General features: G+C 75.5%; 18 protein-coding genes. 9 read left to right on the forward strand and 9 right to left on the reverse strand.

Annotated features, from left to right (window positions below; all coding sequences use genetic code 11):
- Positions 1 to 28: 28 nt before the first annotated feature.
- The 3 genes from ACZ5GH_RS00960 to ACZ5GH_RS00970 form a co-directional block, all read right to left on the reverse strand.
- Positions 29 to 1,267, reverse strand: a complete 1,239-nt coding sequence (locus tag ACZ5GH_RS00960) for a styrene monooxygenase/indole monooxygenase family protein (protein ID WP_464333097.1) — start codon at positions 1,265 to 1,267, stop codon at positions 29 to 31.
- A 178-nt stretch (positions 1,268 to 1,445) separates the two neighbouring features.
- Positions 1,446 to 2,198 carry a thioesterase II family protein gene (locus tag ACZ5GH_RS00965; RefSeq protein ID WP_464333098.1) on the reverse strand — a complete coding sequence of 251 codons (753 nt, stop codon included), beginning with the start codon at positions 2,196 to 2,198 and terminating at the stop codon, positions 1,446 to 1,448.
- 175 nt (positions 2,199 to 2,373) lie between these two features.
- The gene (locus ACZ5GH_RS00970) at positions 2,374 to 2,997 is read right to left on the reverse strand and encodes an AAA family ATPase (protein WP_387755269.1); all 624 of its coding nucleotides are present in this window, start codon (positions 2,995 to 2,997) and stop codon (positions 2,374 to 2,376) included.
- A 169-nt stretch (positions 2,998 to 3,166) separates the two neighbouring features.
- Here ACZ5GH_RS00970 and ACZ5GH_RS00975 point away from each other — a divergent pair, with 169 nt between their 5' ends.
- Both ACZ5GH_RS00975 and ACZ5GH_RS00980 read left to right on the forward strand, forming a co-directional pair.
- Positions 3,167 to 4,717: an AMP-binding protein gene (locus ACZ5GH_RS00975; RefSeq protein ID WP_464333099.1), complete on the forward strand. Its 1,551-nt coding sequence runs from the start codon at positions 3,167 to 3,169 to the stop codon at positions 4,715 to 4,717.
- Between the two features lie 166 nt (positions 4,718 to 4,883).
- A complete protein-coding gene (locus ACZ5GH_RS00980; protein WP_387755263.1) occupies positions 4,884 to 5,066 on the forward strand; it encodes a hypothetical protein in 183 nt (60 codons plus the stop codon).
- A gap of 78 nt (positions 5,067 to 5,144) precedes the next feature.
- Here ACZ5GH_RS00980 and ACZ5GH_RS00985 read toward each other — a convergent pair whose 3' ends face one another.
- The 3 genes from ACZ5GH_RS00985 to ACZ5GH_RS00995 form a co-directional block, all read right to left on the reverse strand.
- A complete protein-coding gene (locus ACZ5GH_RS00985; protein ID WP_387755261.1) occupies positions 5,145 to 6,131 on the reverse strand; it encodes an ABC transporter ATP-binding protein in 987 nt (328 codons plus the stop codon).
- Positions 6,132 to 6,276: 145 nt separating this feature from the next.
- On the reverse strand, positions 6,277 to 9,123 hold the full coding sequence (locus ACZ5GH_RS00990; RefSeq protein WP_387755259.1) for a hypothetical protein: 2,847 nt from the start codon (positions 9,121 to 9,123) through the stop codon (positions 6,277 to 6,279).
- Entirely contained in the window at positions 9,120 to 12,464 is a 3,345-nt protein-coding gene (locus tag ACZ5GH_RS00995; protein ID WP_387755257.1) for an ABC transporter permease, read from the reverse strand. Before ACZ5GH_RS00995 ends, ACZ5GH_RS00990 begins: the two co-directional genes overlap by 4 nt.
- 420 nt (positions 12,465 to 12,884) lie before the next feature.
- Here ACZ5GH_RS00995 and ACZ5GH_RS01000 point away from each other — a divergent pair, with 420 nt between their 5' ends.
- A complete protein-coding gene (locus tag ACZ5GH_RS01000) occupies positions 12,885 to 13,616 on the forward strand; it encodes an ABC transporter ATP-binding protein (RefSeq protein WP_387755254.1) in 732 nt (243 codons plus the stop codon).
- Positions 13,617 to 14,178: 562 nt separating this feature from the next.
- On the opposite strand, the gene ACZ5GH_RS01005 is transcribed toward ACZ5GH_RS01000, so the two are convergent.
- Positions 14,179 to 15,798: an alpha/beta hydrolase gene (locus ACZ5GH_RS01005; protein ID WP_387755252.1), complete on the reverse strand. Its 1,620-nt coding sequence runs from the start codon at positions 15,796 to 15,798 to the stop codon at positions 14,179 to 14,181.
- A 233-nt stretch (positions 15,799 to 16,031) separates the two neighbouring features.
- Positions 16,032 to 16,364: a hypothetical protein gene (locus tag ACZ5GH_RS01010; protein ID WP_387755249.1), complete on the reverse strand. Its 333-nt coding sequence runs from the start codon at positions 16,362 to 16,364 to the stop codon at positions 16,032 to 16,034.
- A 131-nt stretch (positions 16,365 to 16,495) separates the two neighbouring features.
- Between ACZ5GH_RS01010 and ACZ5GH_RS01015 the strand changes: the two genes are divergently transcribed.
- The gene (locus tag ACZ5GH_RS01015; RefSeq protein ID WP_387755246.1) at positions 16,496 to 17,170 is read left to right on the forward strand and encodes a TetR/AcrR family transcriptional regulator C-terminal domain-containing protein; all 675 of its coding nucleotides are present in this window, start codon (positions 16,496 to 16,498) and stop codon (positions 17,168 to 17,170) included.
- A 52-nt stretch (positions 17,171 to 17,222) separates the two neighbouring features.
- On the opposite strand, the gene ACZ5GH_RS01020 is transcribed toward ACZ5GH_RS01015, so the two are convergent.
- Positions 17,223 to 17,828, reverse strand: coding sequence for a TetR/AcrR family transcriptional regulator (locus ACZ5GH_RS01020; RefSeq protein WP_387755243.1), 606 nt, complete (start codon positions 17,826 to 17,828; stop codon positions 17,223 to 17,225).
- 187 nt (positions 17,829 to 18,015) lie between these two features.
- On the opposite strand from ACZ5GH_RS01020, the gene ACZ5GH_RS01025 reads away from it, so the two are divergent.
- The 5 genes from ACZ5GH_RS01025 (at position 18,016) to ACZ5GH_RS01045 (ending at position 25,604) form a co-directional block, all read left to right on the forward strand.
- Positions 18,016 to 19,197, forward strand: coding sequence for an FAD-dependent monooxygenase (locus ACZ5GH_RS01025; RefSeq protein ID WP_464333100.1), 1,182 nt, complete (start codon positions 18,016 to 18,018; stop codon positions 19,195 to 19,197).
- 56 nt (positions 19,198 to 19,253) lie between these two features.
- Positions 19,254 to 19,775, forward strand: a complete 522-nt coding sequence (locus ACZ5GH_RS01030; RefSeq protein ID WP_387755239.1) for a MarR family winged helix-turn-helix transcriptional regulator — start codon at positions 19,254 to 19,256, stop codon at positions 19,773 to 19,775.
- Positions 19,776 to 19,888: 113 nt separating this feature from the next.
- Entirely contained in the window at positions 19,889 to 20,377 is a 489-nt protein-coding gene (locus ACZ5GH_RS01035) for a hypothetical protein (protein ID WP_387755236.1), read from the forward strand.
- A complete protein-coding gene (locus ACZ5GH_RS01040) occupies positions 20,374 to 21,237 on the forward strand; it encodes an NmrA family NAD(P)-binding protein (protein ID WP_464333101.1) in 864 nt (287 codons plus the stop codon). The genes ACZ5GH_RS01035 and ACZ5GH_RS01040 overlap by 4 nt, the downstream gene beginning before the upstream one ends.
- A gap of 392 nt (positions 21,238 to 21,629) precedes the next feature.
- Positions 21,630 to 25,604 (forward strand): Pls/PosA family non-ribosomal peptide synthetase, encoded by a 3,975-nt coding sequence (locus ACZ5GH_RS01045; protein WP_464333102.1) that lies wholly within the window; start codon positions 21,630 to 21,632, stop codon positions 25,602 to 25,604.
- Positions 25,605 to 25,632: the final 28 nt, after the last annotated feature.

Raw genomic sequence — 25,632 nt, forward strand, 5'->3', positions numbered from 1 at the left:
CGGACCGCCCGGGGGCAAGTGCGGCCGGCTACTCCGACACGGAGGCCAGGTAGGCGGCGGTCAGCTCGGGGGTGGCCAGCCAGGCGGCGTGGTCGCTCGGCTCGGCGTAGGTGTTGGCGAGCCGGCGGCCGACCTCGGGGTGGTCGGCGGCGGCCGCGAACACGGATTGGACGTGCTCCGGGACGGTCAGCATCGCGGTAGTGAACTCCACGCTGTGACGGGCCTGTTGCTGCCAGAACCGCTCGGCGGTGCGGCACATCCAGTCGGCCGTGAACGGGGCGTCGCCGTGTTCGACGACGGCCCGGTGGTAGGCCTCGGCGGCCCGGGCGGCGTTGTTGGCGCCCTGCCCGGTGATCGGGTCGGTGACCACCACCGCGTCGCCGAGGCCCAGCACGTGGACGGCGTCCACGCCCGAGCCGAGTTCCGCCACCGGGCGCCGGACCACCGGGGTGACCGCGCCGAACAGCCCGGCCCCGGCGTCGGTCGGCTCGGCCTCCGTCCAGAGCTCCGCCTCCCAGGGCAGGTACTCGCCCAACAGCTCGCGGATCCGGGCCAGTTGGACGTCCGGCGGCGGAGCGTCGCCGAACGCGTCCAGCGGACTGCCGGGCAGCGCCTCCCAGAGCAGGACGTCGCAGGGGCCGGAGAGGGTGAGCGCCGGCTGCAGGTACAGCTCGGCGAGGCCGGGCAGGGCGTTCATCCGGGCCCTCGGCCCGGCGGCCGGGTCCGGCGAGCCGACGCCGTGCGCGTACAGGCAGGACAGGGCCCGCTGCGGCCGGTCGAAGGGCGAGCGGGCGGCGTCGCGCTCGAAGATCCCGGACAGCGCGCCGCGCCCGGCCGCGACGACGGTCAGCTCGTGCCGGCGGGCCAGTTCGTGCAGCCCGTCGCGGTCCAGCGTGCGGTACTCGACCTCGCCGCCGCGCTCGGCCAGCAGCTCCAGCCAGCCGGCCAGCTTGAGTCGCTGGTCCACCGACTGGGCGGGCTCGTCCAGCGTCATGGTGTACTCCAGCGCCCGCACGCCCGGGGGCGCCGCCAGCACCGCCTCCACCGAGGAGACGGCCGGCGCCCGCTCCGCCCAGAGGTCCAGCCCGGCCGCCGCCTCGATCCGCAGCGCGGGGCCGAACATCGCCTGGGTGGACAGCACCCGGCCGCCGCGCAGCTGCTCCGGGGTGCGCTCGGCGACCAGGGTCACCCGGTACCCGTCCGCCACCAGGCCGAGCGCGAGTTGGAGGCCGGCCTGGCCCGCTCCGACAACGGCGATCCGGCGCACGGCTGCCTCCTGGTGGTCTGCTGACGGTCCGTCAAGCAGGCACAGTAGCCGAGCGGGCGCGCTCCGGGCACCGGCACGGGGCGGATCGCCCCGGAGGCGGGTTCGAAGGGCGGTGCGGTGTCCGGTGCGCGCCCCCGGCGGCCGGGCCCGGCCGGCGCCCGACCGGTCACCGGCCGGCTCAGCCGCGCAGGTGCGCGGTGAGCACCTCCACCACGTCCGTCGTCCGGTCGGCCAGGTAGAAGTGCCCGCCCGGGAAGACCCGCAGGTCGAAGGCGCCGGTGGTGTGCCGCTCCCACTGGCCGACCTGGTCGACGGTGGCGTGCGCGTCGGACTCCCCCGCCAGGGCGGTGATCGGCAGCGACACGGTCGCGTCCGGCGCACTGCGGTAGGTCTCCACGGCCGTGTAGTCGGCCCGCAGGCTCGGCAGGATCAGCTCGCGCAGCGCGGGCAGGGCGAGGACCCGGTCGTCCGTGCCGCCGAGCGCGGAGATCTCGGCGAGCAGTTCGTCGTCGGGCAGCTGGTGGACGGTGGTCGTCCGGGGCAGCGAGGGCGCGCGCCCGGCCGAGACGAACAGCCGGTCGGGCCCCTTCACGCCGTCGCGCTCGAAGCACCGGACCGTCTCGAAGGCGACGGCCGCGCCCATGCTGTGGCCGAAGAAGGTGAGCGGACGGTCCGTCCACTCCCGCAGCTCCCGGGCGAGCTGCTCGGCGAGCCCGGTCACCGAGCCGATCGTCGGCTCGGTGATGCGGTTCTGCCGGCCCGGGTACTGGACGGCGAGCACGTCGGCGTGCGGCGCCAGCGCGTTGGCGTACTCCAGGTAGTAGCTGGCCGAGCCGCCGGCGTGCGGGAAGATCACGATCCGGGCGGGCGCGGAGTCGGACGGGTTGAACCTGCGGAACCACGGATTCTCGACGACGGCGCTGCTGGACATGCGGGGTGCGACCTCTCTCCGTGACGGACTCTGCCAACCCCAGTCTGGCAGTGCCCGGCGGGCCGTGGGGGGCCGTTGTGACGATCATGGTCCGGGGTGGGCCGGTTCCCGTCTCACCGCCGCCTGACGGCATGCGCCCGGTCCGCCGGGCACGGGCCTGGCCCCGCCCCGACGTTCAGCCCGCGCCCCCGAAGCGCACCGCCTCGGCGCGGGAGCGGGAGACGGCGTCGAGCAGCAGGACGGACGAGGCCTCCGGCGTCGGCACCGGCCCGCCGGAGCGCACGTGCCGGGTGAAGGCGGCCAACAGCCGTTCCAGGCCCCGGTGGTGGCGGGCGAAGACCCCGGTGGAGGCGTACCGGCCGCGCGCCCGCTGGCCGTCCAGGGCGGTGGCGGCGCCGACGTCCAGCAGCACCAGGTGCAGTTCACGGCCCCGGCGGCCCGCCTCCCGGGCGAGCCAGCGCCGCATCCAGGCCCGGCTGCCGCAGTCGTGCACCAGCAGCGGCCCGCCGCCGCGCACCGAGGAGCGCAGCAGCCGGAAGTGCTCCAGCCGGGCCCACGGCCGGTACACCGCGTACGGCAGGGCGGCGGGCATCACCGCCTCGCAGGCCTCGTGCACCGTCCGCGGGTCCACGGCCCGGACGTCCGCCCCGGACCAGCGCCGCAGCAGCGTGCTCTTCCCGGCCCCCGGCAGCCCGGACACCACCACGACGGCGTCGGCCGGGTAGGCGGTGACGAACCCCGCCCCGGCCTCGCCCCGCAGATCGACCACGCCGCACGGCGCCACGACCGCGTCCACCATGCCGCCCACCAGCCCGAACCCCCGTTCACGTCCGACCGGGAACCCTAACAACAACGCCCGGCCACCGCTCACCCGCGCCCACCGGTGCCCGTGCGGCCGGGGCGGCCGCGGTGCGTCCGCGGGCCCGCCGTCCACTAGGCTGACGCACCGTCAGACAGGAGGGTGGGCCATGGCGGAGGCCGCTGCGACGTACACCGCGCAGGTGCTGGACGGGCTGGCGCGCGATCCGGGCCGGGTGGCGATCCGGGCCGGGGACGAGGCGTGGAGCGGGCGGCGGTGCCTGGACCTGGTGCACCGCACCGCCCGCGCGCTGGAGCGGGCCGGGCTCGGGCGCGGGGACGGCGTGACGGTGCTGGCCGGGAACCGGCCGGAGGCCCTGCTGGTGCGACTGGCCGCGAACCTGCTGGGCTGCCGGGTGGCGATGCCGTTCCCGGACGGGCCGGTGGCGGAGCAGGTGGCGCTGGCGGAGTTCGCCGGGACGTCCGCGCTGGTCTTCGACCCGGGCCGGTACGCGGCGGCGGCCGACGGGATCGCGCGGGCGGTGCCCTCGGCCGTCCTGCTCTCCCTGGGCCCGCCGCCGCCCGGGCTCGGCACCGACCTGCTGGACCTCGCCGCGGGCCTCTCCCCCGCCCCGTTCGAAGCCCGCTACCGGCCCGAGGACGTGATGGCGGTGCGCTTCACCGGCGGCACCACCGGGCGCCCGAAGGGGGTGCTGCGCCGCTTCGCCCGTCCGCCGCGCCCGCCGCTGCTGTCCGGGTCCGTCTTCCTGCTGTGCACCCCGCTCTGCCACGGCGGCGGCACCTCGGCGGACCTGGCCCTGGCCGCCGGCGGCACGGTGGTGATGCAGGACGAGTTCGACGCCGGCGCCGTGCTGGCCGCGGTCGAGCGGTACCGGGTGAGCCGGGTCTACCTGCCGCCGCACCTGCTGTACCGGCTGCTGGACCACCCGCTGCTGCCCACCACCGACACCGGCAGCCTGCGCCGGGTCGGCTACACCGGCTGCGCGCCCTCGCCGCGGCGCCTGGCCGAGGCGACCCGGCGGCTGGGCCGGGTGCTGCACCAGACCTACAGCCTGACGGAGTGCGGGCCGGTCACCCGGCTGGGCCCGGACGAGCACCTGGCGCCGCGCCTGCTGACCACCGCCGGCCGCCCGTACCCGGACACCGGACTGCTGATCCTGGACGAGGACGGCACGGAGCTGCCGCCGAACCGCACCGGGGAGATCTGCGTCCGGACGCCGACCGCGATGGCCGGCTACTGGCGCGAACCGGAGCTGACCGAGCGGGTGCTCCGGGGCGGCTGGCTGCACACCGGGGACCTGGGCAGCCTGGACGCGGCCGGCTATCTGACGGTGGCCGGGCGGCGGGACCCGATGGCCATCGTCGAGGGGCTCAATGTGTTCCCCCGCGAGATCGAGGAGCCGCTGCTCTCCCACCCGGAGGTCCGCGAGGCGGTGATGTTCACCACCACCGACCCGGACCGCCTGGAGCGGGTGCACGCCGCCGTCGCCCTCGCCCCCGGCTCGCGGCTGACGGCCGGGGAGCTGCAGCGGTGGGCCCGGGCGCGCGGCCTGGGCTCGTGCGCCCCCGACACGCTCCTGCTGCTTCCCGCGATCCCGCTGAACGGCCTCGGGAAGCCGGACCTCGGCTCCTTGAGGGCCCAGGTGGACGACGGGGCCGGACGAGCGCCCGCCACCGCAGGGGCGTGCGACACGGCGTGACGCGCCCCGCGAGTGCTTCGAGCGCCCACGCGGGCGGCCTCTTGTGCACCACCCGGCGGGAAGAACCGTCCGTGGACACTCGACCGTGCGGCCCGACCTGCCGATACCTCCCGGGCGGCGTCGCGCGCGTCGGTGTGGGCCGCACCGTTCCCCAGGAGGCACTACCTTGACCTGGCTACGCGTCCTGACCGCACTGGGCATCCTCGCCGTGGCGGCCAGTGCGCTGATCGTCTTCGCCCTCTGCACCGCCACCTCCCGCGGCGAGCGCGCCGCGCAGGAGGCGCCGCCCGACCTCCGTACGGACGCCGAGGGCAGCGGCCTCTTCCAGCGGACGGGCGGCGACGGCTGACCGTCCGGGGAGGCGGCGGCCGCCGCCTCCCCGTCCCGACCTGCCGACCCGGCCTGCCCGATCCCGGAGCGGCCCGGATCAGTGGCCCGCGATGTCGTCCGGCCGGACCTCGATGTGGTCGGCCGCGAGGTCCACCGCCACCCGGTGCTCCATGCCGAGCGACTCCAGGAACTTGACCGGCAGCTGCACCCGGCCGCCGCGGTCCAGCATCACGTACTCGCGCTCGTTCACCGACTCCTCGCCGTGCTCGTCCGTCACCGTGCGGCGCAGCACCTCGCTGGCGGTGCGCCCGTCCCGGATCGCGACCGTGCGGCGGACCTCGCCCGCGACCATCGGGTCGTGGGTGACGATCACGACGGTGGCGCCCAGTTCGCGGTTGACGGTCCGGAAGGACTCGAAGATGATCCCGGCGGTCTCCGAGTCCAGCTCGCCGGTGGGCTCGTCGGCGAGCAGCACCGGCGGGTTGTTGGCCATCCCGACCGCGATCGCCACCCGCTGCTGCTGACCGCCGGAGAGCTCGTGGGGCTTGCGGTGGGCCAGCTCGCCGATGTCCAGCGCCTCCAGCAGCTCGGCCACCCGGGCGGCCTGCCGCTTGGCCCCGCCGGCGCCCGAGCGGCCGCGCAGCTGCATCGGCAGCGCGATGTTCTCGGCCGCGGTGAGGAAGGGCAGCAGGTTGCGGGCGGTCTGCTGCCAGATGAAGCCGACCACCTCGCGCCGGTAGCGCAGCCGCTCCTTGACCGACATCTCCAGCAGGTCGCAGCCCGCCACGGTGGCGGTGCCGGCGGTCGGCACGTCCAGCCCGGCCAGGATGGTGAGCAGGGTGGACTTGCCGCTGCCCGAGGCGCCGACCAGGGCGACCAGGTCGCCCTGTCGGATGGTCAGTTCCAGGCCCTGGAGCGCCTGGACCTCGACCCCCTCCGCGCTGAAGATCCGGACCAGCCGGTCGCAGACGATGGCCGCGCCCTCGCCGTACGCCTTCGGCGAGGCGGCGGCCAGCGCCCGCTGCTGGAGCTCCTGGAGGCTGGGGGCCTCGGCGACCGTCCGCTCCTGGGGAGTGCTCTTCACCGCTCGTCTCCTGTCTCGACTGTCCGCTTCATCGCACCGTTCTCCACTGTCCTGGCGGCCGCGGGGCCCGGCACGGGCCGTGCACCGCTCCCGTCCGCCGGTCGCGGCCCTCCGTCCGCGTCACCGGCCGCCGCCGTTCCCGGCCTCATTGCCGCTCCCCCGCTCGCAGTTCGGTGGCGATCTGGCGCCGTCCGGCGACCAGTGTCTCCAGCACCACGCCGAGGCAGACCACCAGGGTCAGACCGGCGGTGGGCAGCAGCACCGGCAGCACCGCCGGGGCCAGGGTCTCGCCGACCGTGGCGCCGACCAGCGCCGAGAGGTCGAAGGCGCCCCCGAGCAGCGCGACCGCGGCCAGGGCGACCAGGCCGCCGCCGACGGCCGCCGCCAGGGTCTGCGGCAGCGACTCGGCGATGATCAGCGCCAGCCCCTGCCGGGGCCGCAGGCCCATGGTGCGCAGCCGGGCGAGCACCGCCGTACGGTCCGGCGCGGCCCGCAGCAGCGTCAGCAGCACGGCCAGCAGGGCGAATCCGGCGGCGGCGAAGCCCGCGTACCAGAACATCCGTCCGGCGGCGTGCTGCACCGGGTCGGCGGCCAGCTCGGCGATCTTCTCGCGGCTGCTGTGCACCGCGTAGCCGGGAGGCAGGCCGCCGGACGTCTTTCCGGCCGCCCTGGCCTCCTCGTCGACCAGTCGGGCGTGCTTGCCCAGGTTCACGCCGGTGGCGATGCCGCGCTCGATGAGCAGGGCGCGGACCCGGTCCGGGTCGACGTCGCCGACCGCGAACCACTTGTTCACCTTGCTCGCCCGCCTGAGCTCCGGCAGGCGCTCCGTGGCGGGGCCGGCCGGCACCACGACGAACGGCTTGCCGGGATCCGCCAGGGCGGGCGTGGCGGTGACGATCCCGGCGACGGCGGTGGCCAGCTGGCTCCCGGTGGGCGTGCGCACCTGCGGCGCACCCGCGGCCAGCCGGTCGGCCAGGTCCCGGCTGAACAGCGCGGGCACCGGGGCGTCCTGGCCGGCCGGCGCGGCGGCCAGCGCGGCCGGGTCGAACTCGCCGACCCCGGCGGTGCGGGAGATCTCCGCGTAGGCCTGGGGGTCGACCGTCACCAGGATGGCGTCGGTGCTGACCCGGTCGCCGCCGATGAAGGTGGCCCGCTCCTCGACCCAGGCGCCGGTCGCGGCCCGGACGCCGGGCAGCTCGCCGGCCGCCTTGGTGAAGGCCTCCGGCAGGCCGGCGTAGGTCGGGACGCTGACGGACACGTCGCCGCCGGTGGCGATGCGCGCGGCACGCGTCCGGGAGTGGTCCACCGTGTCGAGCACGGTGGCCCCGAAGCCGGTGGCCGTGACGGCGATCAGCAGGGCGAGCAGCGGCAGCGCGGAGGGCCGGCGCCGGCCCGAGTTGTCGCGGGCGGCCCGGACCAGGCCGAGGAAGCCGACCAGTCCGCGGCCGCGGCCGGCGAGTGCCGCCAGCCAGCCGACCACGACCGGCTCGATCCGGGCCAGCAGCAGGCCGCCGGAGACGGCGAGCAGCAGCGGGGCGGCCACCAGCAGCGGGTCCACGTCGCTGCCCGGGTGGCCGACGCCGCGACGGCGGACCTCGGCCACGGCGGCGGCGGTGACGCCCAGCACGGCGAGTTCGCCGATCACCCGGCGCCAGCCGCCGGCCGCCCGGGGACGCGCCCAGAGCAGCGCGGCCCGGGCCGGGAAGGCGAGGATCGCGAACAGGGTCACGGCGAGGGCGAGCAGCACCGAGTCGCCCCAGCGCGGGGTGGGCAGCAGCACCAGCGCGAGGGCCGTGCCGACCACCGCCGCGGGCAGCACCGTCACCGCGCCCTCGCCGAGCAGCCGCAGCAGCACTCCGCCGCGCGAGCCGCCGCGGGCCTGGAGCAACCGGATCTCGGCGGTGCGCCGGTCCGTGCTGAGCGCCGCGGCCAGGCAGAGCACGACGACCGCGACACCGGCGACCCCGGCGGGCCCGACGGCGCCCAGCGGGCCCGCGGCCCGGTAGCGGTCGGCGGCCCGGGCGAGGACGTCCGGCATCAGCGAGGTGGCGTGCAGGTCGGCCCGGAGGGTCGAGTCGACCAGGGCGGTCATGCCGGGGCCGGCCATGTACGAGCCGAGGGTCGCGCGGGTCCGGTCGAGCTGGTCGGCGCGCAGTGGACCGGGGTCCACGGGCAGCCGCCAGAAGTTCTGGCCGCTCCCGCCCCAGACGGACAGCGCGGGCAGGCTGCCGCCGTCGACGAAGCCGGTGGTCCAGTACCAGGCGGCGTCGCCCTTGAGGCCCAGGCAGGCCCTGGCCGGACAGCCGAGTCCCTCCCAGAACGGGTCCTGGGGGTCGTTGACCCGGTAGAGGCCGACCACGGTGGTGCGCAGCGTGAAGGGCCCGTCGGTGCCGCTCTCGATGACGTCGCCGACCTTGATGTTGATGGTCTCGGCGGCCTGCTGGCTCAGTGCGATCGGCAGCGGGCCGTCGGCCGGGGCGGGGCCCGGCCAGGTGCCCGCGGTCAGGGTCGTCCGGTCCGCGAGGCCGTGCAGGTAGTACAGGCCGAGGCCCGGCACGGCGTTGTCGGAGATCCGGGTGAACCCGGGGTTGAACATCTTGCGCTCGGTCTTGACCCGGGTGCCGTAGGTCTGGGCCGACGGCAGCAGTGGGAGGTCCCGTCCGATCCGCTGGTCCAGCTTCCGCTGGATCGCCTCCAGGTCCGCCCCGGTGTCGATCCGGGCCGTCTCGGCGGTGTACTCCAGGTTGGTCACGCCGGCGCCCAGGCTGCGGGTGAACTCCTGGAGCGCGGTGTCCGCGCCCCGGTCCGCGACGCGGGGGTAGGCCGACGCCAGGAACACGGTGACGAGGACGAGGGCCGCCGTGAGCAGCGCGGCCAGCGGCATCGCGCGCAGCCTGGTACGGACCCAGGGCGCGGGCCGGTGGGCACGCACGGGCCCGGACGCGGGCGCGGGCTCGGGGGTGGGCACGGTGGTGCCGGACTCGGTGGTCACATCTCCTCCACGTGGCGCAGCCGGGAGGCCACGTCCCGGCGCCGGCGTCCGAGCAGGAAGGCCGACAGCAGCGGGACGACGGCGATCGCGGCCGCGAACAGCAGCGCCTGACCGATCGGCAGCTCGACCAGGGCCTCGGGCAACGGGCGGCGGGCGGCCGGGGTGAGCACCACGAAGGGCACGATCAGCCGCACCAGCAGGGCGCCCAGGGCCAGACCGACGATCCCGCCGAGGCCGACCAGCACCGCGTTCTCGGCGGCGACGGTGCGGGTGACCTGCTTGCGCGGGGCGCCGAGGGCGAGCAGCAGCGCGGAGTCCCGGGAGCGCTCGTGGGCGGAGCCGGCCACGGCGGCCGCGAAGCCGATCGCGGCGAGGATCCCGGTGACGACGGCGATCGCCATCAGCGCGCTCTGCGGGGCGGCCCCGACCGGGTCGCCGAGGAGGCCGTCGGCGACCTCCTCGTAGAGCGCGAGGTCCTGGCTCCCGGGGGCGCCGCGCAGGGCGGCGGCGGTCTCGGCCGGGGCGCGGTCGCCCGGCCCGGTGGCGGGCAGCCACCACTCGGTGCGGGTGGGCAGGTTGCGGTCCTGGACGGACAGCACCCGGGCGACGGTGCCGAGGTCCATCACCAGGGCCCGGCGGCCGGCCACCGGCACGGCCTCGGCCGCGGCGGTCACCTTGACCGGGACGACGACCCCGCTGAACGGCACCTGGAGGGTGTCGCCGACCGACGCTCCGACGGCCTTCAGGTAGTCGCGGGTGGCGACGGCGCCGACGGTGGCCGGAGCGGCCGACCCGATCGAACCGGCCGGGGTCAGGACGGCGCGCACCGCGTCGCCGATGCCCCTGGCGGAGCGGTAGCGGACGGTGAACAGGCTGTCGGCGGCGGCCTTCTCGGAGTCGAGCGCGGCCACCGGCGAGGTCTCCGCGGCGGAGCGGGCCGCCGGGGGCTTCAGGCTCCAGGCGGCACCGGCCGGCACCGGGACGGCGGTCGACGGTCCGTCGGCGGACTCCGAGACGGCCAGGTTCCGCACGGTGACCTCGCCGGCGTCGTGGTCGCTGAAGGCGACGGTCGCGCCGACCACGGTCAGCGGAGCGGCGACCGAGCCCACCGGGGCGTCGACCAGCGCGCCGAGCCGGATCGAGGTGCGGACCTGGCCGTTCAGCGGGAGGTCGCCGAACGGGACCTTGTAGACCAGGCCGAACCGGTCGCGCAGCAGCAGCCGGACCTCGGGGTGGACGGGGTTGCGCCAGGCGGAGGCCTGCCCCGGCTGGCTCACCGCGATGTCGGCGTCGATCCGCAGCGGCCGGCCCGGCAGCGGGATGCCGGCCACGGCCGGTGCGGCGAGACTTCCGAACACCTCCGCGCCGGAGCGGCCGTCGATCAGGTCGGAGCGGACCGGGACGCGCTCCGCGAAGGCTGCGGCGTCCACGGCCAGCAGCTGGCCGGCGCCGCCCTGCAGCGGCTGCTCGTCGCGCACCACCGGGAGCACCCGGTCGCCGCCGGGCAGGCTGCCGAAGCGGCCGCCCTGGCCCATCAGGGAGTTGTGCGAGCCGGAGATCCGCAGGCCCCCGGCCGTGGTGAAGGCGGCCTGGTCGCGCTGGGAGGAGGTCCAGGTGGCGTGCTGGCCCAGTGCCAGGACACCGGTGGCCACGGCCATGACGAGCAGCAGTACCGGGCCGGTGGCCCGGCCGGGCCGGCGGGCCAGCTGCCAGCCGACCATGGCGGGGCCGAGGCCCCGGCCCCGAGCCGCCGCGCGGGCGCCGAGCCGGGCGACGAGCGGGAGCAGCCGCAGCACCACCAGGGTGCCGGCGCAGAGCGCGAGGGTCGGGGTGGCGACCAGCAGCAGGTCCACGTCGAGCCGGCCGCTGGAGTCGGGGGACAGCCCGCCGCCGTACTGGTCGAGCTGCTGGTAGGCGAGCGCGGCCAGGGCGAGCACGGCGAGGTCGCCGCCGTTGCGGGCGACGCCGGAGACGACGGCCTGGCGGCGGCCGGCCCGGCGGCGCAGGGCGGCGCCGAGGCCGCGCACCACGCTGGGCACGGTGGCCAGCAGGATGCAGGCGAACGCGCAGACCACGGCCACCGGCCAGAGCGACCAGCTGATGCCGGTGTCCAGGGCGATCTGCCGGGAGCTGCCGAGGCCGGCCAGCGCGCGGACCAGGACCGGGGTCAGCAGCGGCGCGAACACCGCCGCGGGCAGGGCCAGCAGCAGCGACTCCAGGGCGGTGAAGGAGCCGAGCCGGACGGCCGAGGCGCCGCGCGCGGCGAGCATCTCGTTCTCGGACTCCTGCCGCGCGGCGATCAGGTGGACGACCAGCAGCAGGGCCGCGGCGGCGAGCACCGCCAGCTGGAGGGCGCCGATCAGCAGGGTGGACCGGGCGACCACCATGCTGGCGGACAACTCGTTCATGATGTCCGGCAGTTCGGTCGACGCTCCGAGCGAGGCGGTGCGCCGCAGTTCCTCGGAGAGGGCCCGGGCGCGGTCGCCGACGGCCTGCGCGGTGGCCCGGTCGGTGCCGGAGAAGTCGGCGTCCAGCGACCAGCCGGCGCCGCTCTGGAGCAGGCCGGCCGTGGTGAAGGCGCTCCGGTCGACCATCATCGGCCCGAAGGTGGTGAAGCCGCCGACCTCGATCTCGTGGCCGCCGACCGGGTCGATCCGCCAGTACGGGGCGGTCGAGTCGGTGGCCCGGTAGACGCCGGTGATCCGGACGGTCAGCGGCTTGCCGTCGGTCCGGTCGACGATCCGGACCTCGGCGGGCAGGGCCTGCTCGGTCAGGCCGAGCCGGCGCAGCAGGCTCTGCGGGACGGCGGCCTCCGGGGCGGCGGACTGCACCGGCGCGGTGGCGGCGGCCGGCCAGGCGCCGGCCAGCAGTTGGACCCGGCCGCGGTCGAGGTCGGCGAGGACGGTGAGGTCGAGCGGGGCACCGGCGGCCTGGCCCGCGGGGGCGCCGCCCGTGGCGGTGCCGTTGGCGGGTGCGCCGTTGGGGGCACTGCCGTTGGCGGGTGCGCCGTCCGCGGCGGTGCCGGAGACCGGCAGGCCGTAGGAACGGCTGCGCGTCAGGCTGTCGGTGCGGACGGGCAGGTCGCCGAAGAGCTTCTGCCGGTAGGCGGCGACGGCCGCCTCGTCCTTGGTCCGCTGGTCGAGTCCGTGCTCACCGGTCACCGCCACCGTGGTCCGGGCGTGACCGGACCCTTGGAGCGCCTGTCGCAGGCCGGCCTCGCCGACGCTGCTGTTGAAGGCGACCAAGGCGGTCAGCACGGACGTGGTGATCAGCACCGCCGCCAGAACGGCGGCAGCCAGCGGCACTCGCCCGCGCAGTCGGCGCACGACGAAGCCGAGCATCAAGTTCCTCCCCCGGATTCACGGTCCCCGGTTGCATCCCGGGCCCCGCTCGTCGATCCGATCCGAGGACAACTCGGCCGCGGACGGACACATCGGGAGCACACCGGCGCATTGATCCCCGGCAATCGGTCGCCGGATAGCGGACGATGCTGTCAGATTCGATCCGGGAACGGAAGGGACTTGCGCGAATCAAGTAAGCAGTGAGCAAATTCCTTTCCTTGGTAGCATCCGGGCCGGGGATGCCCCCGCTTGAATGCCATGCACACTTCACAACTCCGGCTTCGGCGCACCCTTTTGACCCGGGAACCGCCTTCTCGGTTTCCGGCCCGGGAACGTGAACCGCCGGAGCAGTCATATCCGTAGAACCGGACGGGATCCGGATGGAACCGGGCCGCCACGCCGCCCACAGGGGGACGCCGCATGACGCAGCATCAGGCCGCCACTGTCGACACCACCACCCGGCCGATGGTGGCCGTGACCGACCTCCGCCGGAGCTTCGGCACCGGCGAGCGCGCCGTGCACGCCCTTCGCGGCGTCTCCTTCACCGTCGGTCGCGGCGAACTCGCCGCGCTCAAGGGCCGCTCCGGCTCCGGCAAGACCACCCTGCTCAACCTGGTCGGCGGCCTGGACACACCGACCGGCGGCACCATCGCGCTGGACGGCACCGACCTCGCCGGACTGGACGAGGACGGCCGGCTCGCCCTTCGGCGGGAGCGGATCGGGTTCGTCTTCCAGTCCTTCGGGCTGATCCCGATGCTCACCGCCGCCGAGAACGTCGGCGTGCCCATGCGGCTGCGCAAGGCCCCGGCCGCCGAGCGCGAGGAGCGCGCCCACGCCCTGCTCGCCCTGGTCGGCCTGGCCGACCACGCCAACCAGCGCCCCGGCGAGCTCTCCGGCGGCCAGCAGCAGCGCGTCGCCATCGCCCGTGCGCTGGCCAACGAGCCCAGCCTGATCATCGCCGACGAGCCGACCGGTCAGCTGGACTCCGAGACCGGCCGCTCGATCATGGAACTGCTGCGCGCCGTGGTGCGCAGCGAGGGCGTCACGGTGCTGGTCGCCACCCACGACCCGACGCTGATGGGGCTCGCCGACCGGGTGATCGAGGTCCGGGACGGACGGATCATCGAGGAGGCGGCGGAACAGGCCGCCTAGCGGAGCGGGCCCCGGGGTCGGTCACGGGCGTGGGGAGGCGGGGTGCCTCCCCACGCCCGCGGGGTGCCCTTCGCACGCCCGCGGGGTTCCCTCCGCACGCCTGCCGTTCATCCCCACGCCTGCGGCGCCTTCCCATGCCCGCGGGGCGCCGGCGGTGAGGACGGGCCCTGGGTCTCGGGCCGCCGCCGGGAGAATTCCCACCCCACCTGAGCCGCCCCCACCTTCCCGACCCCGGGAAAGCCGACGGCCCGCACGCCGACGCGGAGTTCCGGCCGTGGGAATCTCTTTGTCAACGGTGCGACAGTACGTCGTTCTCGGCGGGGCCGCCCCGCGGCGGCCTCCGGCTTCGCACCGGAATCCCATGGTCAGTGGCATGGGCCACGGTCGCCGACAACTCGCCGGATTCCACTCCGCCGGAGGTTCGACGGCGATCCACTGCCGCGTTCTCCGCGCATTTCCGACCCTCCGGGAACTCGTCCGCAGAAAACGGTCGTGGTGGCCGGCTGCGAAGCCGACCACCACGACCGTCACATCCGCCCCCGGGTCACCGGGGGCCGTTCCGTCAGACCGCCGGGAAGATCTCCGCGTCCGGCTTCAGCAGCTGGCCGGGCGCCGGCGCGGTGCCGTCCACCAGGTAGCGGGTGACCAGCTGGTTCAGCGCCTGGCTGCGGCCCACGGCGCAGTGCTCGATCGAGTCGACGCTGACCAGCACCGCGTTGCCGAGCTGCTGCTGCATCCGCTCGGCGAACTTGTACTGGGTGGCCGGGTCGTAGAGGTTCCCGATCACCATCACGGTGTTGGAGGTCTTCTTGTTCCACGGGCCGGAGAAGCGCTCGGCGTCCCGGGCCGGGGCCGGCCAGCTCGCGCACGCGGGCGCGTCGAAGGCCTGGTAGCGGCCGAAGGTCGGCATGTCCTTCTCCCACGCCTTGGCCGCGTTCGCGAACACCCGGTCGTTGGAGGGGTACGGCTTGTCCTGGCAGTTGACGGCCAGGTAGGAGTCGTCCGCGGTGTACTCGGAGTCCACCGGGGCCTCCCGCAGCGCCGCCCGCGGGACGTCCACCGAGAGCAGGTTGGCGTCCTCGTCCGAGACGTTCGCCTGCGGGGCCAGCAGGGCGGTCGCGGCCGGCTTCTGGAACACCTGGTAGGTGGCCTGCAGCGACTTGGCCAGCGGGGCAAGCTTGGCCTGCGAGTACAGGGCGCTGGCGACCTCGCCGGTGAAGCTGCTGAGGGTCACCTTGGAGCCGTTCGGCAGCGTGATCGGGCTGGTCCGCAGGTGGTCGCGGAGCTGGTCGAACTTGGCCCGGGTGTCGCCCTCGCCGAAGGCGCAGCGCGGGGCGCCGGCGGCCTGGCAGCGCTTGAGGAACTCGTCCAGGGCCAGCTCGAAGCCGTTCGCCCGCTGGCGGTCGTACTCCAGGCCGTTGTGCAGGCGCAGGTTCGGGTCGACGTTGCCGTCGACGATGATCGCGCGGACCTTGTTCGGGTACATGTTGGCGTACGTCGAACCGATCAGCGTGCCGTAGGAGAACCCGGCGAAGGTGAGCTGGGAGTCACCGACGGCGCGGCGCATCCGGTCGAGGTCGCGCACCACGTTGATGGTCGACATGTGCTCGATCAGCGGGCCGGCGTTCTTGCTGCACGCGTCGGTGTAGTCCTGGTCGGCGTCCAGCGTCTCGTTGATCTCGGCCTTGGTGACCGGCACGCCGACCATGCGGTTGTTGACCGCGTCGGCGTCCTCCTGGGTCTTGAAGCACTTGAGCGGGTTGCTCCGGGCCACGCCGCGCGGGTCGAAGCCGACCAGGTCGAACTTGGACTGCACCTCGGCGCCGAAGCGGCTGGTCGTCGCCCACAGGTAACCGCTGCCGCCCGGGCCGCCGGGGTTGAGGAACAGCGAGCCGATCCGCTTCGACGGGTCGCTCGCCCGCCGCCGCATCATGGCGATGCCGATCTTCTCACCCGACGGGTTGTCGTAGTCCAGCGGCACGGGGTACACGGCGCAGTCGTAGATACCGGGGTCCGGCTTGGTCGGATCCGGGTTGCACGGCGTCCAGGCGACGGGGTCGACCTTCGCCTCGAGCAGGCCCGGGGCCTGGTCGACGGGCGCCGCCGACGCGGCGACGGCGGTGCCGGTGACAAGTGCGAGAGCGCAGGTGACCGCTCCGGCCAGCGTGGATATGCGGGACAAGGAACCTCCTCGGTACTGAAAAGGGCGGCCCCAGCCTGTCAGCCGGAGATCTCCGTGTGAAGACCTGGGAGGGGCGCAAATCATCCGCCCGACACGGAAACCGTCGAGAAACATTCTGTGAATGAACCAACTTGACGGTTGATTTGATTTGATGGCGTGTCATCCGCGTCGCCGATCGGCCGCCGGTCGGCCGGGGGTGCGGAATCCCCGTGCCCGCACCCCGGGGGCTACCGCTATCGCGCGATCGGCCGCGACAGGTCGTCCTCGGCGACGACCTGGTAGACGGCGTTCAGGCTCGGCGGGCCGACCAGGTCCTTGATCCGCTCGAAGCGGCGCGCCTCGACCGGGGCCACCCGCTCCGTCCAGGCCTCGACGGACTCCGGGTCGTGGTCGCCCTCGATCAGCGCGATGGTGACGATCTCCCGCGAGTCCTCCAGCGCGGTGGCGCTGATCACCCGGGTGCGCGGGTCGTCCGGGAACACCTCGTCCGGGATCCATGCCTTGCGGAACTCCCCGTACTCCACACCCTCGTTGAGCTTGCGCACCATCACGGCGACGAGCTGCACGGCATCCTCCCCAGAGTTTTTCTTGCAGTGCAAGAAGTTGACGCCGAGTATTGTTTTCTTGCACTGCAAGACTTGTCAAGGCCCAAGCCGCACAGCCCCGGCCGGAGCACACCGGGGCGGAGGAGGAACCGATGCCGACCCGGCGCACCCGCCCGCGGACGGGACTGACCCGCGAGAAGGTCATCGACGCCGCGCTCGCCTACGTCGACGAGCACGGCCTCGCCGCGCTCTCCAACCGCAAACTCGGAGCGGCGCTCGGCGTCGAGGGCATGACGCTCTACTACTACGTCCCCAGCAAGGCCGCCCTGCTGGACGGCATGGTGGAGCGCCTGCTGGAGCTGTCGGCCGGGAGCCTGTTCACCGAACCCGAGGGCCCGTGGACGGCGGTCGTCGGGGAGTTCGCCGTCGAGCTGCGCCGGCTGCTGCTCGACCACCCCGCCATGCTCACCGTGCTGGCCACCCGCCCGGCCGCCACGCCGGCCTCCCTCGCCCTGCTGGAGCGCGGCATCGCGGTGCTCCACGAGGACGGCGTCCCGCTCGGCGACGCGCTCGACGTGCTCAACTCCGTCGTCCGGTGGACCATCGGGCACACACTGGGCGAGGTCGGCGAGACGCCCCACCACGAAGGCACCGAGCCCCGCCCGGAGGAGTTCGCCGCACTGGACCAGGAGGTCTACCCCCACCTGGCGCGGGCCTTCGCGACCGGCGAGGGCCTCGACTCCGAGCAGTGCTTCCGGCGCACGCTGCGCATCCTGCTGGCCGGGTACGCCGCCGAACTGGCGCACGCCCGAGCGGCCGGGGCCTGATCGGACGGCTCACAGCCGGCCGTCCCGCGGGACGGGGTCGGCCGACCCCGTCTCAGCCCGCGACCGCCTCCCGGAGGGCGGCCGCCACCAGCCCGTGGACCGCGTCGGCCCCGGGCTCGCCGCCACCCACCAGGTGCTCGAAGACCAGGCCGTCGATGCAGGCCAGCAACGTGGTGGTCCGTCCGTCCGGGTCGGCCACGCCCCGGTCCGCGAGGAACCCGCGGACGGCGGCGCGCCCGGCGTTCTCCCGGGGGACGAGGATCTCGCGCAGCTCGGGGTCGCGTACGCTCTCCACCGCGCAGGCGTACCGGGCGAGCGAGCGCCGCCGCCCGTCGCCGGACAGCCGTCGCCGCATCAACTCCCGGATCCCGTCCACCAGTTCCTCCGCCGAACGGACCGGCACCTGCTGCCCCATGGCGTGCAGCTCGCCCTGGTCCAGCTCCACCAGCCGCCGCACCAGCGCGGTGAGCAGCGCCTGCCTGGTCCGCAGGTAGGCCGAGGTGGTCCCGACCGGCAGCCCGGCCGCCGCGTCGACCGCCCGGTGGGTCAGTCCGCGCACGCCGAGGTCCGCCAGCACCCCGATCGCGGCGTCCGCCAACACCGTCCGCCGGTCCGGCCGTCCCGCATCGTCGCGCTTCTGGTCCTCGTGTCGCCGCATCCCCCCTTTCTACCGGGGCCGCGCCGTCCACCGCGCATCCCGTCGGACCGGCCCGGCCGCCGACCGCCGCCGGCCGCCGCACTGCCCGGGCGGCCCCGCCCCCACCCCCGTCCGCCCGTCGGCAGCCCCGTAGTACGCTCCTTCTACAGCTGTAGAAAGCAGCGCGGCGACACGGGAAGGACCGGGCATGAGCGGCAACAGCGCGGTGGTGGTCGGGGGCGGCATCGGCGGGCTGGCCGCCGCGATCGGGCTCCGGCTGGCGGGGTGGGACGTGACCGTGGTCGAGCGGGCGGCCGTCCTGGACGACGCGGGCGCCGGCATCTCCCTGGCCGCCAACGGGATGCGCGCGCTCGCCGCCCTGGGGGTCGGCGAGGCCGTCGAGGCGGCCGCCCGCCGCCAGTACACCGGCGGCACCCGGACCCCGGACGGCCGCCGGCTCGCCGCGATGGACGGCGCGGCCCTGGAACGCGAGCTGGGCGCACCGATCGTCGGCATCCCCCGCGCGGCGCTGCACCGCATCCTGCGCGAGGCGCTGCCCGCCAAGTCACTCGTCATCGGCACCGAGGTAGCCGAGGTGGACACCACCCGGCCGTTCCGGGTCCGGGTCGGCGTCGGCGGCACCACCCTGGAGGCCGACCTCCTGGTGGCGGCCGACGGCATCAACAGCCGGCTCCGGCGCCGCCTCTTCCCCGACCACCCCGGGCCGGTGTACAGCGGCTCGACGGTGCTGCGGGCGATCACCGAGCGCCCGATCGACGGGCTGAAGGCCGACTTCGAGCTGACCTGGGGCCACGGCGCGGAGTTCGGCCACATCGCCTTCCCGGACGGCACCGCCGAGTGGCACGCGGTCCTGAACGCCCCGGCCGGGGTCCGCTACCGGGACCCGCTGACCGAGGTCCGCCGACGCTTCGGGCGCTGGCACGAACCGATCCCCTCGCTGCTGGCCGCGACCCGGCCGGAGGCGGTGCTGCACCACGACGTCAACGCGCTGGCCACCCCGCTGCCGTCCTACGTCTCGGGCCGGATCGCCCTGCTCGGCGACGCGGCGCACGCCATGACGCCCCACCTCGGCCAGGGCGCCTGCCAGGCCCTGGAGGACGCGGTGACCCTGGCGGCGGCCCTCGCCGGGTCCCGGACGGTCGAGGGCGCGCTCGCCCACTACGACGCGGCCCGCCGCCCGCGCAGCCAGACCGTGGCCCGCGACGCCCGCCGGGCCGGCCGGATGGGCCAGCAGCTCGCCCACCCGCTGGCGGTCGGCCTGCGCAACGCCGCGATCCGGCTCACCCCGCCCGGCGCGATGGTCCGGTCCGCGCTGCGGCACGCCGACTGGACGCCGCCCCGGATCGCGCCGCGCGCCACCCTGGCGTAGGCCCGAGGCCCCGGCCCACTTGACCGGGAATCAGATTAGGCGCCATATTACTTCTCGTGACCCAGCAGCCCGAGAGCGGACCCACCGCCCCCAGCCTCGACCAGGCCCGCCGCCAGATCGCCCGCTACGGCCTCACGGCCGATCCGCAGGCGATCCTGGTCGCGGCCCGGCTGATGGCGGCGGGCGCCCGGATCGGCCAGGCCGGCGAGGTGCACTTCGGCCGCTTCGGCCTCTCCACCGGCCGCTACCGGCTGCTGGCGGACCTGGAGGACCACGGCGGCGAGAAGTCGCCCTCCCAGCTCGCGGCGAGCCTCGGCGTCTCCCGGGCGACGGTGACCGGCCTGGTCGACGGCCTGGAGCGGGAGGGCCTGGTGGCCCGCCGGCCGTCCACCGAGGACGGCCGCGGCAACGTGGTGATCCTCACCGCGCGCGGCGCCGACAGGCTGCGGGAACTGGCACCCGAGCACTTCGCCCGGATGCAGGCCCTGGTCGGCGGCCTCTCCGTCGAGGAGCGCGCCACCTTCCTGGAGCTGCTGGCCCGGGTGGTCGCGGGCATGGACGCGCTCACCGAGGACTGATCCGCACCGAGGCGGGCCGCCGGACGGCGGCCCGCCTCCTTTCAGCCCGGATAGTTAGGCACCTAAGCACAAATACTTAGGCACCTTAGCACCTATGAGAGGAAGCTCCGCCCATGAGCAAGAAGGCTCCCGGCGCTCCCCCGCCCTTCGTCCTGTGGCGCGAGGTCCTGGCCGCCTACGCCATGCCCGCCGCCACCGCCGGGGCCGGCGGAGCCCTCACCGGCCAACCGCAGCTGGTGACCGCCGCGCTCACCACCATCGGCGGCACCTCCGCCCTGGTGGCCGCCGCACTCGGCGCCGTGCTGCGCCGCCGCCCCGCCCGGAGCCGGCCCGCCCGGACCCCGCGCGCGCTCGCGGCCGCCGCCCTCGGCCTGTTCGCCGCGGCGCTCGGCCTGGCCGTCGGCCTCGCCGCCGGCCACTGGCTGCCGCAGCTCCCGGCCCTCGCCGACAGCCCGTGGCCGCGTCGGCTCCCGCTCGACCTGGCGGTCTCCTCGGCGATCGCCGCCACCATCACCACCTGGCGCTGGCGCGGCAGCCGCTCCGCCCGTACGGCTCAGCACCGGCTCCCCGCCGCACCCCGACCCGAAAGGCAGACGTCATGATCGTCATCATGGGCGCCGGTGGCGCCACCGGCGGCGCCACCCTGCGCAGCCTCGCCGCGCTCGGCGCGCCGACCCGCGCCCTCAGCCGCGACCCCGCCCGACTGGCCGCCGCACTGGACGGGCACACGCTCGCCCGGACCACCACCGCCCCGGCCGACGCCGCCGACCCGGCCTCCCTGCGCACGGCGTTCCGCGGCGCGCACCAGCTCCTCCTCACCATGGCCAACGGCCCGCAGCAGGTCCGGTACGAGCTGAACGCGATCGAGGCGGCGGTCGACTGCGGAGTGGAGCACATCGTCAAGGTCTCGGCGCCCGCCGCCGAGCCGGACTCCCCCGTCGCCGTCTCCCGCGGCCACCACCTGATCGAGGAGCGGCTTCGGCGCTCCGGCGTCACGGCGACCGTCCTGCGGCCGTACGCGTTCATGCAGAAGCTGCTGCTCCTGGCCCCCGGCATCGCCGCCGGGGTGGTGCACGGCGCGCTGGGGCAGGCGCGGTGCAACTACGTGGACGTCCGGGACGTCGGGGACGCCGCGGCCGAGGTGCTCACCCGCCCCGAACTGGCCGGCGGCAGCTATCCGCTCACCGGCGGACGGGCCTACAGCCACTCCGAGCTCACCGCGCTGCTGAGCGAGCTGCTCGGCCGGCCGGTCCGCTACCTCGACCTGAGCCCGGCCGAGCTGCACGCCCACCTGGTCGGCCGGGCCGGGATGCCGGACTGGCTGGCCACCCACGTGGTGGAGATCCAGCGGCTCGCGGTGGTCCGCGAGGAGACGCCGGACGACACCTTCCGCCGCCTCACCGGACGCGCCCCGCGCACCCTGGAGGCCTTCCTCGGCGAGAACCTGCACCGGTTCCGCTGACCGCCGGGCAGCACGGCGGGCCGGGTCTCCCGGACCGGACGGTTCGGCCCGGGAGACCCGGGAGACCCGGCCCGCCACCCGGAGGGAGCAGCACTCCGTGTGGCGTGGGTCACGGTCGGAAAATCAACCTGACGCTCCGTCAACTCCGCTGACGTCTCGTCACATCGATGACACGAAGCCTCAGTTGTCGGCTGACGTGACGTCAGATTCGGTCATTTCAGAGCCAGTTGGGCCGAGTTCCCGCTCCTGCCGGGTCGTCGGACCCGGGCTACCATCGGTCGGGTTGTCCGCTCCGGCCCCGGAGTGGGGTCACCCGATCAGGCGGTGCTCCCACCGCCCCAGGGGCCGGGCATCGGTCGGAACGGGGCGAGGACGAGGAGCGCACGGCTGCCATGACAGCTGAACCGAGCCACCCGGAGCTTTACGCCGCGCCACCGCAGGAGCCGGCCCCGCAGCAGCCGGCCCCGCAGCAGCCGGCGCCGCAGGCCGCGCCGAAGCAGCCGCTGCAGCCGGTGCAGCGGCAGCAGCCGCAGCAGGAACTCGCCCTGTTCCCCGGCCGCCCGGCCACCGCGCCGCGCACCCTGGTCGACGTGCTGGACGCCACCGTCCGCGCCCACCCCGACGAACCCGCCCTGGACGACGGCCGCACCGTGCTCAGCTACCGCGCGCTGGCCGCCGAGGTCGAGCAGCTGCGCCGCCGGCTGGCCGCCGCCGGGATCGGCCCCGGCGACCGGGTCGGCGTGCGCGTCCCCTCCGGCACCAACGACCTCTACGTCTCGATCCTCGCGGTGCTCGCCGCCGGGGCCGCGTACGTCCCGGTGGACGCCGAGGACCCGGACGAGCGCGCCGAGCTGGTCTTCGGCGAGGCCGCCGTCGCCGCCGTGCTCGGCACCGGGCGCGGCCTGACGACGACGGCCGAGCGCGCGCCCGCCCCGGAGCGCCGCCCCACGCCGGCCGACGACGCCTGGATCATCTTCACCTCCGGGTCGACCGGCAGGCCCAAGGGCGTGGCCGTCACCCACCGCAACGCCGCCGCCTTCGTGGACGCCGAGGCCGCGCTCTTCCTCCAGGAGGAGCCGATCGGCCCCGGCGACCGGGTGATGGCCGGCCTCTCGGTGGCCTTCGACGCCTCCTGCGAGGAGATGTGGCTGGCCTGGCGGCACGGCGCCTGCCTGGTACCGGTCCCCCGCTCCCAGGTGCGCAGCGGCGCCGACCTCGGCCCCTGGCTGGCCGAGCAGGAGATCACCGTCGTCTCCACCGTCCCGACGCTCGCCGCGCTGTGGCCGGCCGAGGCGCTCAACGAGGTGCGGCTGCTGATCTTCGGCGGCGAGGCCTGCCCGCCCGAACTGGTGCAGCGGCTGGTCACCGAGGGCCGCGAGGTGTGGAACACCTACGGCCCCACCGAGGCCACCGTGGTCGCCTGCGCCGCCCTGCTGACCGGCGAGGGCCCGGTGCGGATCGGCCTGCCGCTGGACGGCTGGGACCTCGCCGTGGTGGACGAGGCCGGCCGGCCGGTCGCGCCCGGCGGCACCGGGCAGCTGGTGATCGGCGGGGTCGGCCTGGCCCGCTACCTCGACCCGGAGAAGGACGCCGAGAAGTACGCGCCGCTGCCCTCGCTGGGCTGGGAACGCGCCTACCGCAGCGGCGACCTCGTCCAGGCCGACCCGGCCGGCCTGATGTTCCTCGGCCGCACCGACGAGCAGATCAAGCTGGGCGGCCGCCGGATCGAGCTGGGCGAGGTCGACGCGGCCCTGCAGGCCCTGCCCGGGGTGGCGGGCGCGGCCGCCGCCGTACGGACCGCGCGCGGCGGCAACCAGCTGCTGGTCGGCTACCTGGTGGTCCAGGAGGGCTTCGACCGCGAGCAGGCCGTCGAGCGGCTGCGCGCCGAGCTGCCCGCCGCCCTGGTGCCGCTGCTGGCGACCGTCGAGGCCCTGCCCACCCGGACCTCCGGCAAGGTCGACCGCAACGCCCTGCCCTGGCCGCTGCCCGAGCTGGAGACCGCCGGCCCGGGCGAGCAGCTCTACGGCACCGAGGCCTGGCTGGCCGAGCAGTGGTCGGAGATCCTCGGCGTCCGGGTCGGCGGCCCGCGCGACGACTTCTTCGCCATCGGCGGCGGCAGCCTGGCCGCCGCCCGGCTGACCACCCTGCTGCGCACCCGCTACCCGAGCGCGGCCGTGCTGGACGTCTACCAGCACCCGACACTGCGCAAGCTCGCCCGGCACCTGGAGCGCAGCGCCGGCGAGAGCACCGAGGCCCGCCCCGTCACCCTGGTGCCGACCCGGGCCAAGCTCCTCCAACTGTTCCTGCTGATCCCGCTGTTCACCGTCGTCGGGCTGCGCTGGACGGTGGCCCTGCTGGCCGCCGGGAACCTGCTCACCCACCTCGGCGACTACCCGTGGGCGCCCACCGCCTCCTGGTGGTGGGTCGGCGCGGGCGCGCTCGCGCTGTTCACCCCGCCGGGCCGGCTGGCCGTCGCGGCGGGCGGCGCCCGGCTGCTGCTGCGCGGCGTGCGCCCGGGCAGCCACCCGCGCGGCGGCTCCGTCCACCTGCGGCTGTGGACCGCCGAGCGGCTCGCCGAGCTGACCGGCGCGGACTCGCTGTCCGGCGCCTGGCTGGTGCGCTACGCCCGGGCGCTGGGCGCCAAGGTCGCGCCCGAGGTGGACCTGCACTCGCTGCCGCCGGTCACCGGGATGCTGAAGCTGGGCCGCGGCTGCGCGGTCGAGGCCGAGGTGGACCTGTGCGGCTACTGGCTGGACGGCGACCGGCTGCTGATCGGCCAGGTCAAGATCGGCTCCGGCGCCGTGGTCGGCACCCGCTCGACGCTGCTGCCCGGCGCCCGGGTCGGCAAGCGCGCCCGGGTGGCTGCCGGCTCCAGCGTCACCGGCCAGGTGCCGACCGGCCAGCGCTGGGGCGGCGCGCCCGCCGTCAAGCTGGGCCGCGCCGAGCGCGACTGGCCCGAGGAGCGTCCGGTCCGCCGGGCCCGCTGGGCCTCGCTGTACGGCGCCAGCGGTGCCGTGCTCGGCCTGCTCCCGGTTCCGCCCGCGCTCGCCGCGCTGGCCGTGCTGTCCCGGTTCGTCGACCAGGGCGCGGCCCTCGGCCCGGCGCTCGGCGGCGCGCTGCTCGGCCTGCTGCCCGCCACGTTGGCGTTCGGCGCGGTGTACGCGGCGCAGCTGGTGGTGCTGGTCCGGCTGCTGAGCATCGGTCTGGTGCCCGGGACGCACCCGCTGCACGGCCGGGTGGGCTGGCAGGCGTGGACCGTCACCCAGCTGATGGACCGGGCCCGCGAGGTGCTGTTCCCGCTCTACGCCGGCCTGGTCACGCCGCTGTGGCTGCGCGCCCTCGGGATGCGGGTCGGCCGGGGCGCGGAGGTGTCCACGGTGCTGGCGCTGCCCAGCCTGACGACGGTCGGCGACGGCGCGTTCCTGGCCGACGACACCCTGATGGCCCCGTACGAGCTGGGCGGCGGCTGGGTGCGGCTCGGCGAGGCGAAGGTCGGCGAGCGGGCGTTCCTCGGGAACTCGGGGATGACCGCGCCGGGCCGCGCGGTGCCCAAGCGCGGCCTGGTGGGCGTGCTGTCGGCGACCCCGGCGAAGGCGAAGAAGGGCGGCTCGTACCTGGGCATGCCGCCGATGCGGCTGCCGCGCTCCGCGGACCGGGCCGACCAGAGCCTGACCTACGAGCCGCCGGCCCGGCTGCTGTGGGCGCGCGGGCTGGTCGAACTGGGCCGGCTGGTGCCGGTGCTGGCCTCGGGGGCGCTGGGCCTGCTGACCGTGGCGGCGCTGTCCTGGCTGGCGGCCGGCTCGCCGCCGGCCGCCGCGCTGCTGTCGGGCCTGGTGCTGCTGGCCGCCGGTACGGTGGCCTGCCTGGTCGCGGTGGCGGCGAAGTGGCTGCTGGTCGGACGGTTCCGGGCGGTGGAGCACCCGCTGTGGAGCGGCTTCGTGTGGCGCAACGAGCTGGCGGACACCTTCGTGGAGATGCTGGCGGTGCCGTGGTTGGTCGGCGCGGTGCCGGGCACCCCGGTGCTCAACCTGTGGCTGCGCTCGCTCGGCGCGCACGTCGGGCACGGGGTCTGGTGCGAGAGCTACTGGCTGCCGGAGGCCGACCTCGTCACCCTCGGCGACGGGGTCACGATCAACCGGGGCTGCGTGGTGCAGACGCACCTCTTCCACGACCGGATCATGCGGATGGATACTGTGGTCCTCCGCGAGGGCGCCACCCTGGGCCCGGGCGGCATCGTGCTGCCCGGCAGCACGGTGGGCGCGCGCAGCACGCTGGGCCCGGCGTCGCTGGTGATGCGCGCCGAGTCCGTCCCCGCCGACACGCGGTGGCTGGGCAATCCGATCGAGGCGTGGCAGACCACGTCGTGACCACCTCCCCGTCCCCCCGTCCCGGCCC

It is taken from the genome of Kitasatospora sp. Xyl93 (assembly GCF_055383135.1).

Coding starts and splice junctions, on each gene's coding strand:
- ACZ5GH_RS01045 (WP_464333102.1), top strand. CDS start 21,630: ATGACAGCTGAACCGAGCCACCCGGAGCTTTACGCCGCGCCACCGCAG.
- ACZ5GH_RS00975 (WP_464333099.1), top strand. CDS start 3,167: ATGGCGGAGGCCGCTGCGACGTACACCGCGCAGGTGCTGGACGGGCTG.
- ACZ5GH_RS00965 (WP_464333098.1), bottom strand. CDS start 2,198: ATGTCCAGCAGCGCCGTCGTCGAGAATCCGTGGTTCCGCAGGTTCAAC.
- ACZ5GH_RS01020 (WP_387755243.1), bottom strand. CDS start 17,828: ATGCGGCGACACGAGGACCAGAAGCGCGACGATGCGGGACGGCCGGAC.
- ACZ5GH_RS00970 (WP_387755269.1), bottom strand. CDS start 2,997: ATGGTGGACGCGGTCGTGGCGCCGTGCGGCGTGGTCGATCTGCGGGGC.
- ACZ5GH_RS01015 (WP_387755246.1), top strand. CDS start 16,496: ATGCCGACCCGGCGCACCCGCCCGCGGACGGGACTGACCCGCGAGAAG.
- ACZ5GH_RS00995 (WP_387755257.1), bottom strand. CDS start 12,464: ATGCTCGGCTTCGTCGTGCGCCGACTGCGCGGGCGAGTGCCGCTGGCT.
- ACZ5GH_RS01040 (WP_464333101.1), top strand. CDS start 20,374: ATGATCGTCATCATGGGCGCCGGTGGCGCCACCGGCGGCGCCACCCTG.
- ACZ5GH_RS01035 (WP_387755236.1), top strand. CDS start 19,889: ATGAGCAAGAAGGCTCCCGGCGCTCCCCCGCCCTTCGTCCTGTGGCGC.
- ACZ5GH_RS01000 (WP_387755254.1), top strand. CDS start 12,885: ATGACGCAGCATCAGGCCGCCACTGTCGACACCACCACCCGGCCGATG.
- ACZ5GH_RS01025 (WP_464333100.1), top strand. CDS start 18,016: ATGAGCGGCAACAGCGCGGTGGTGGTCGGGGGCGGCATCGGCGGGCTG.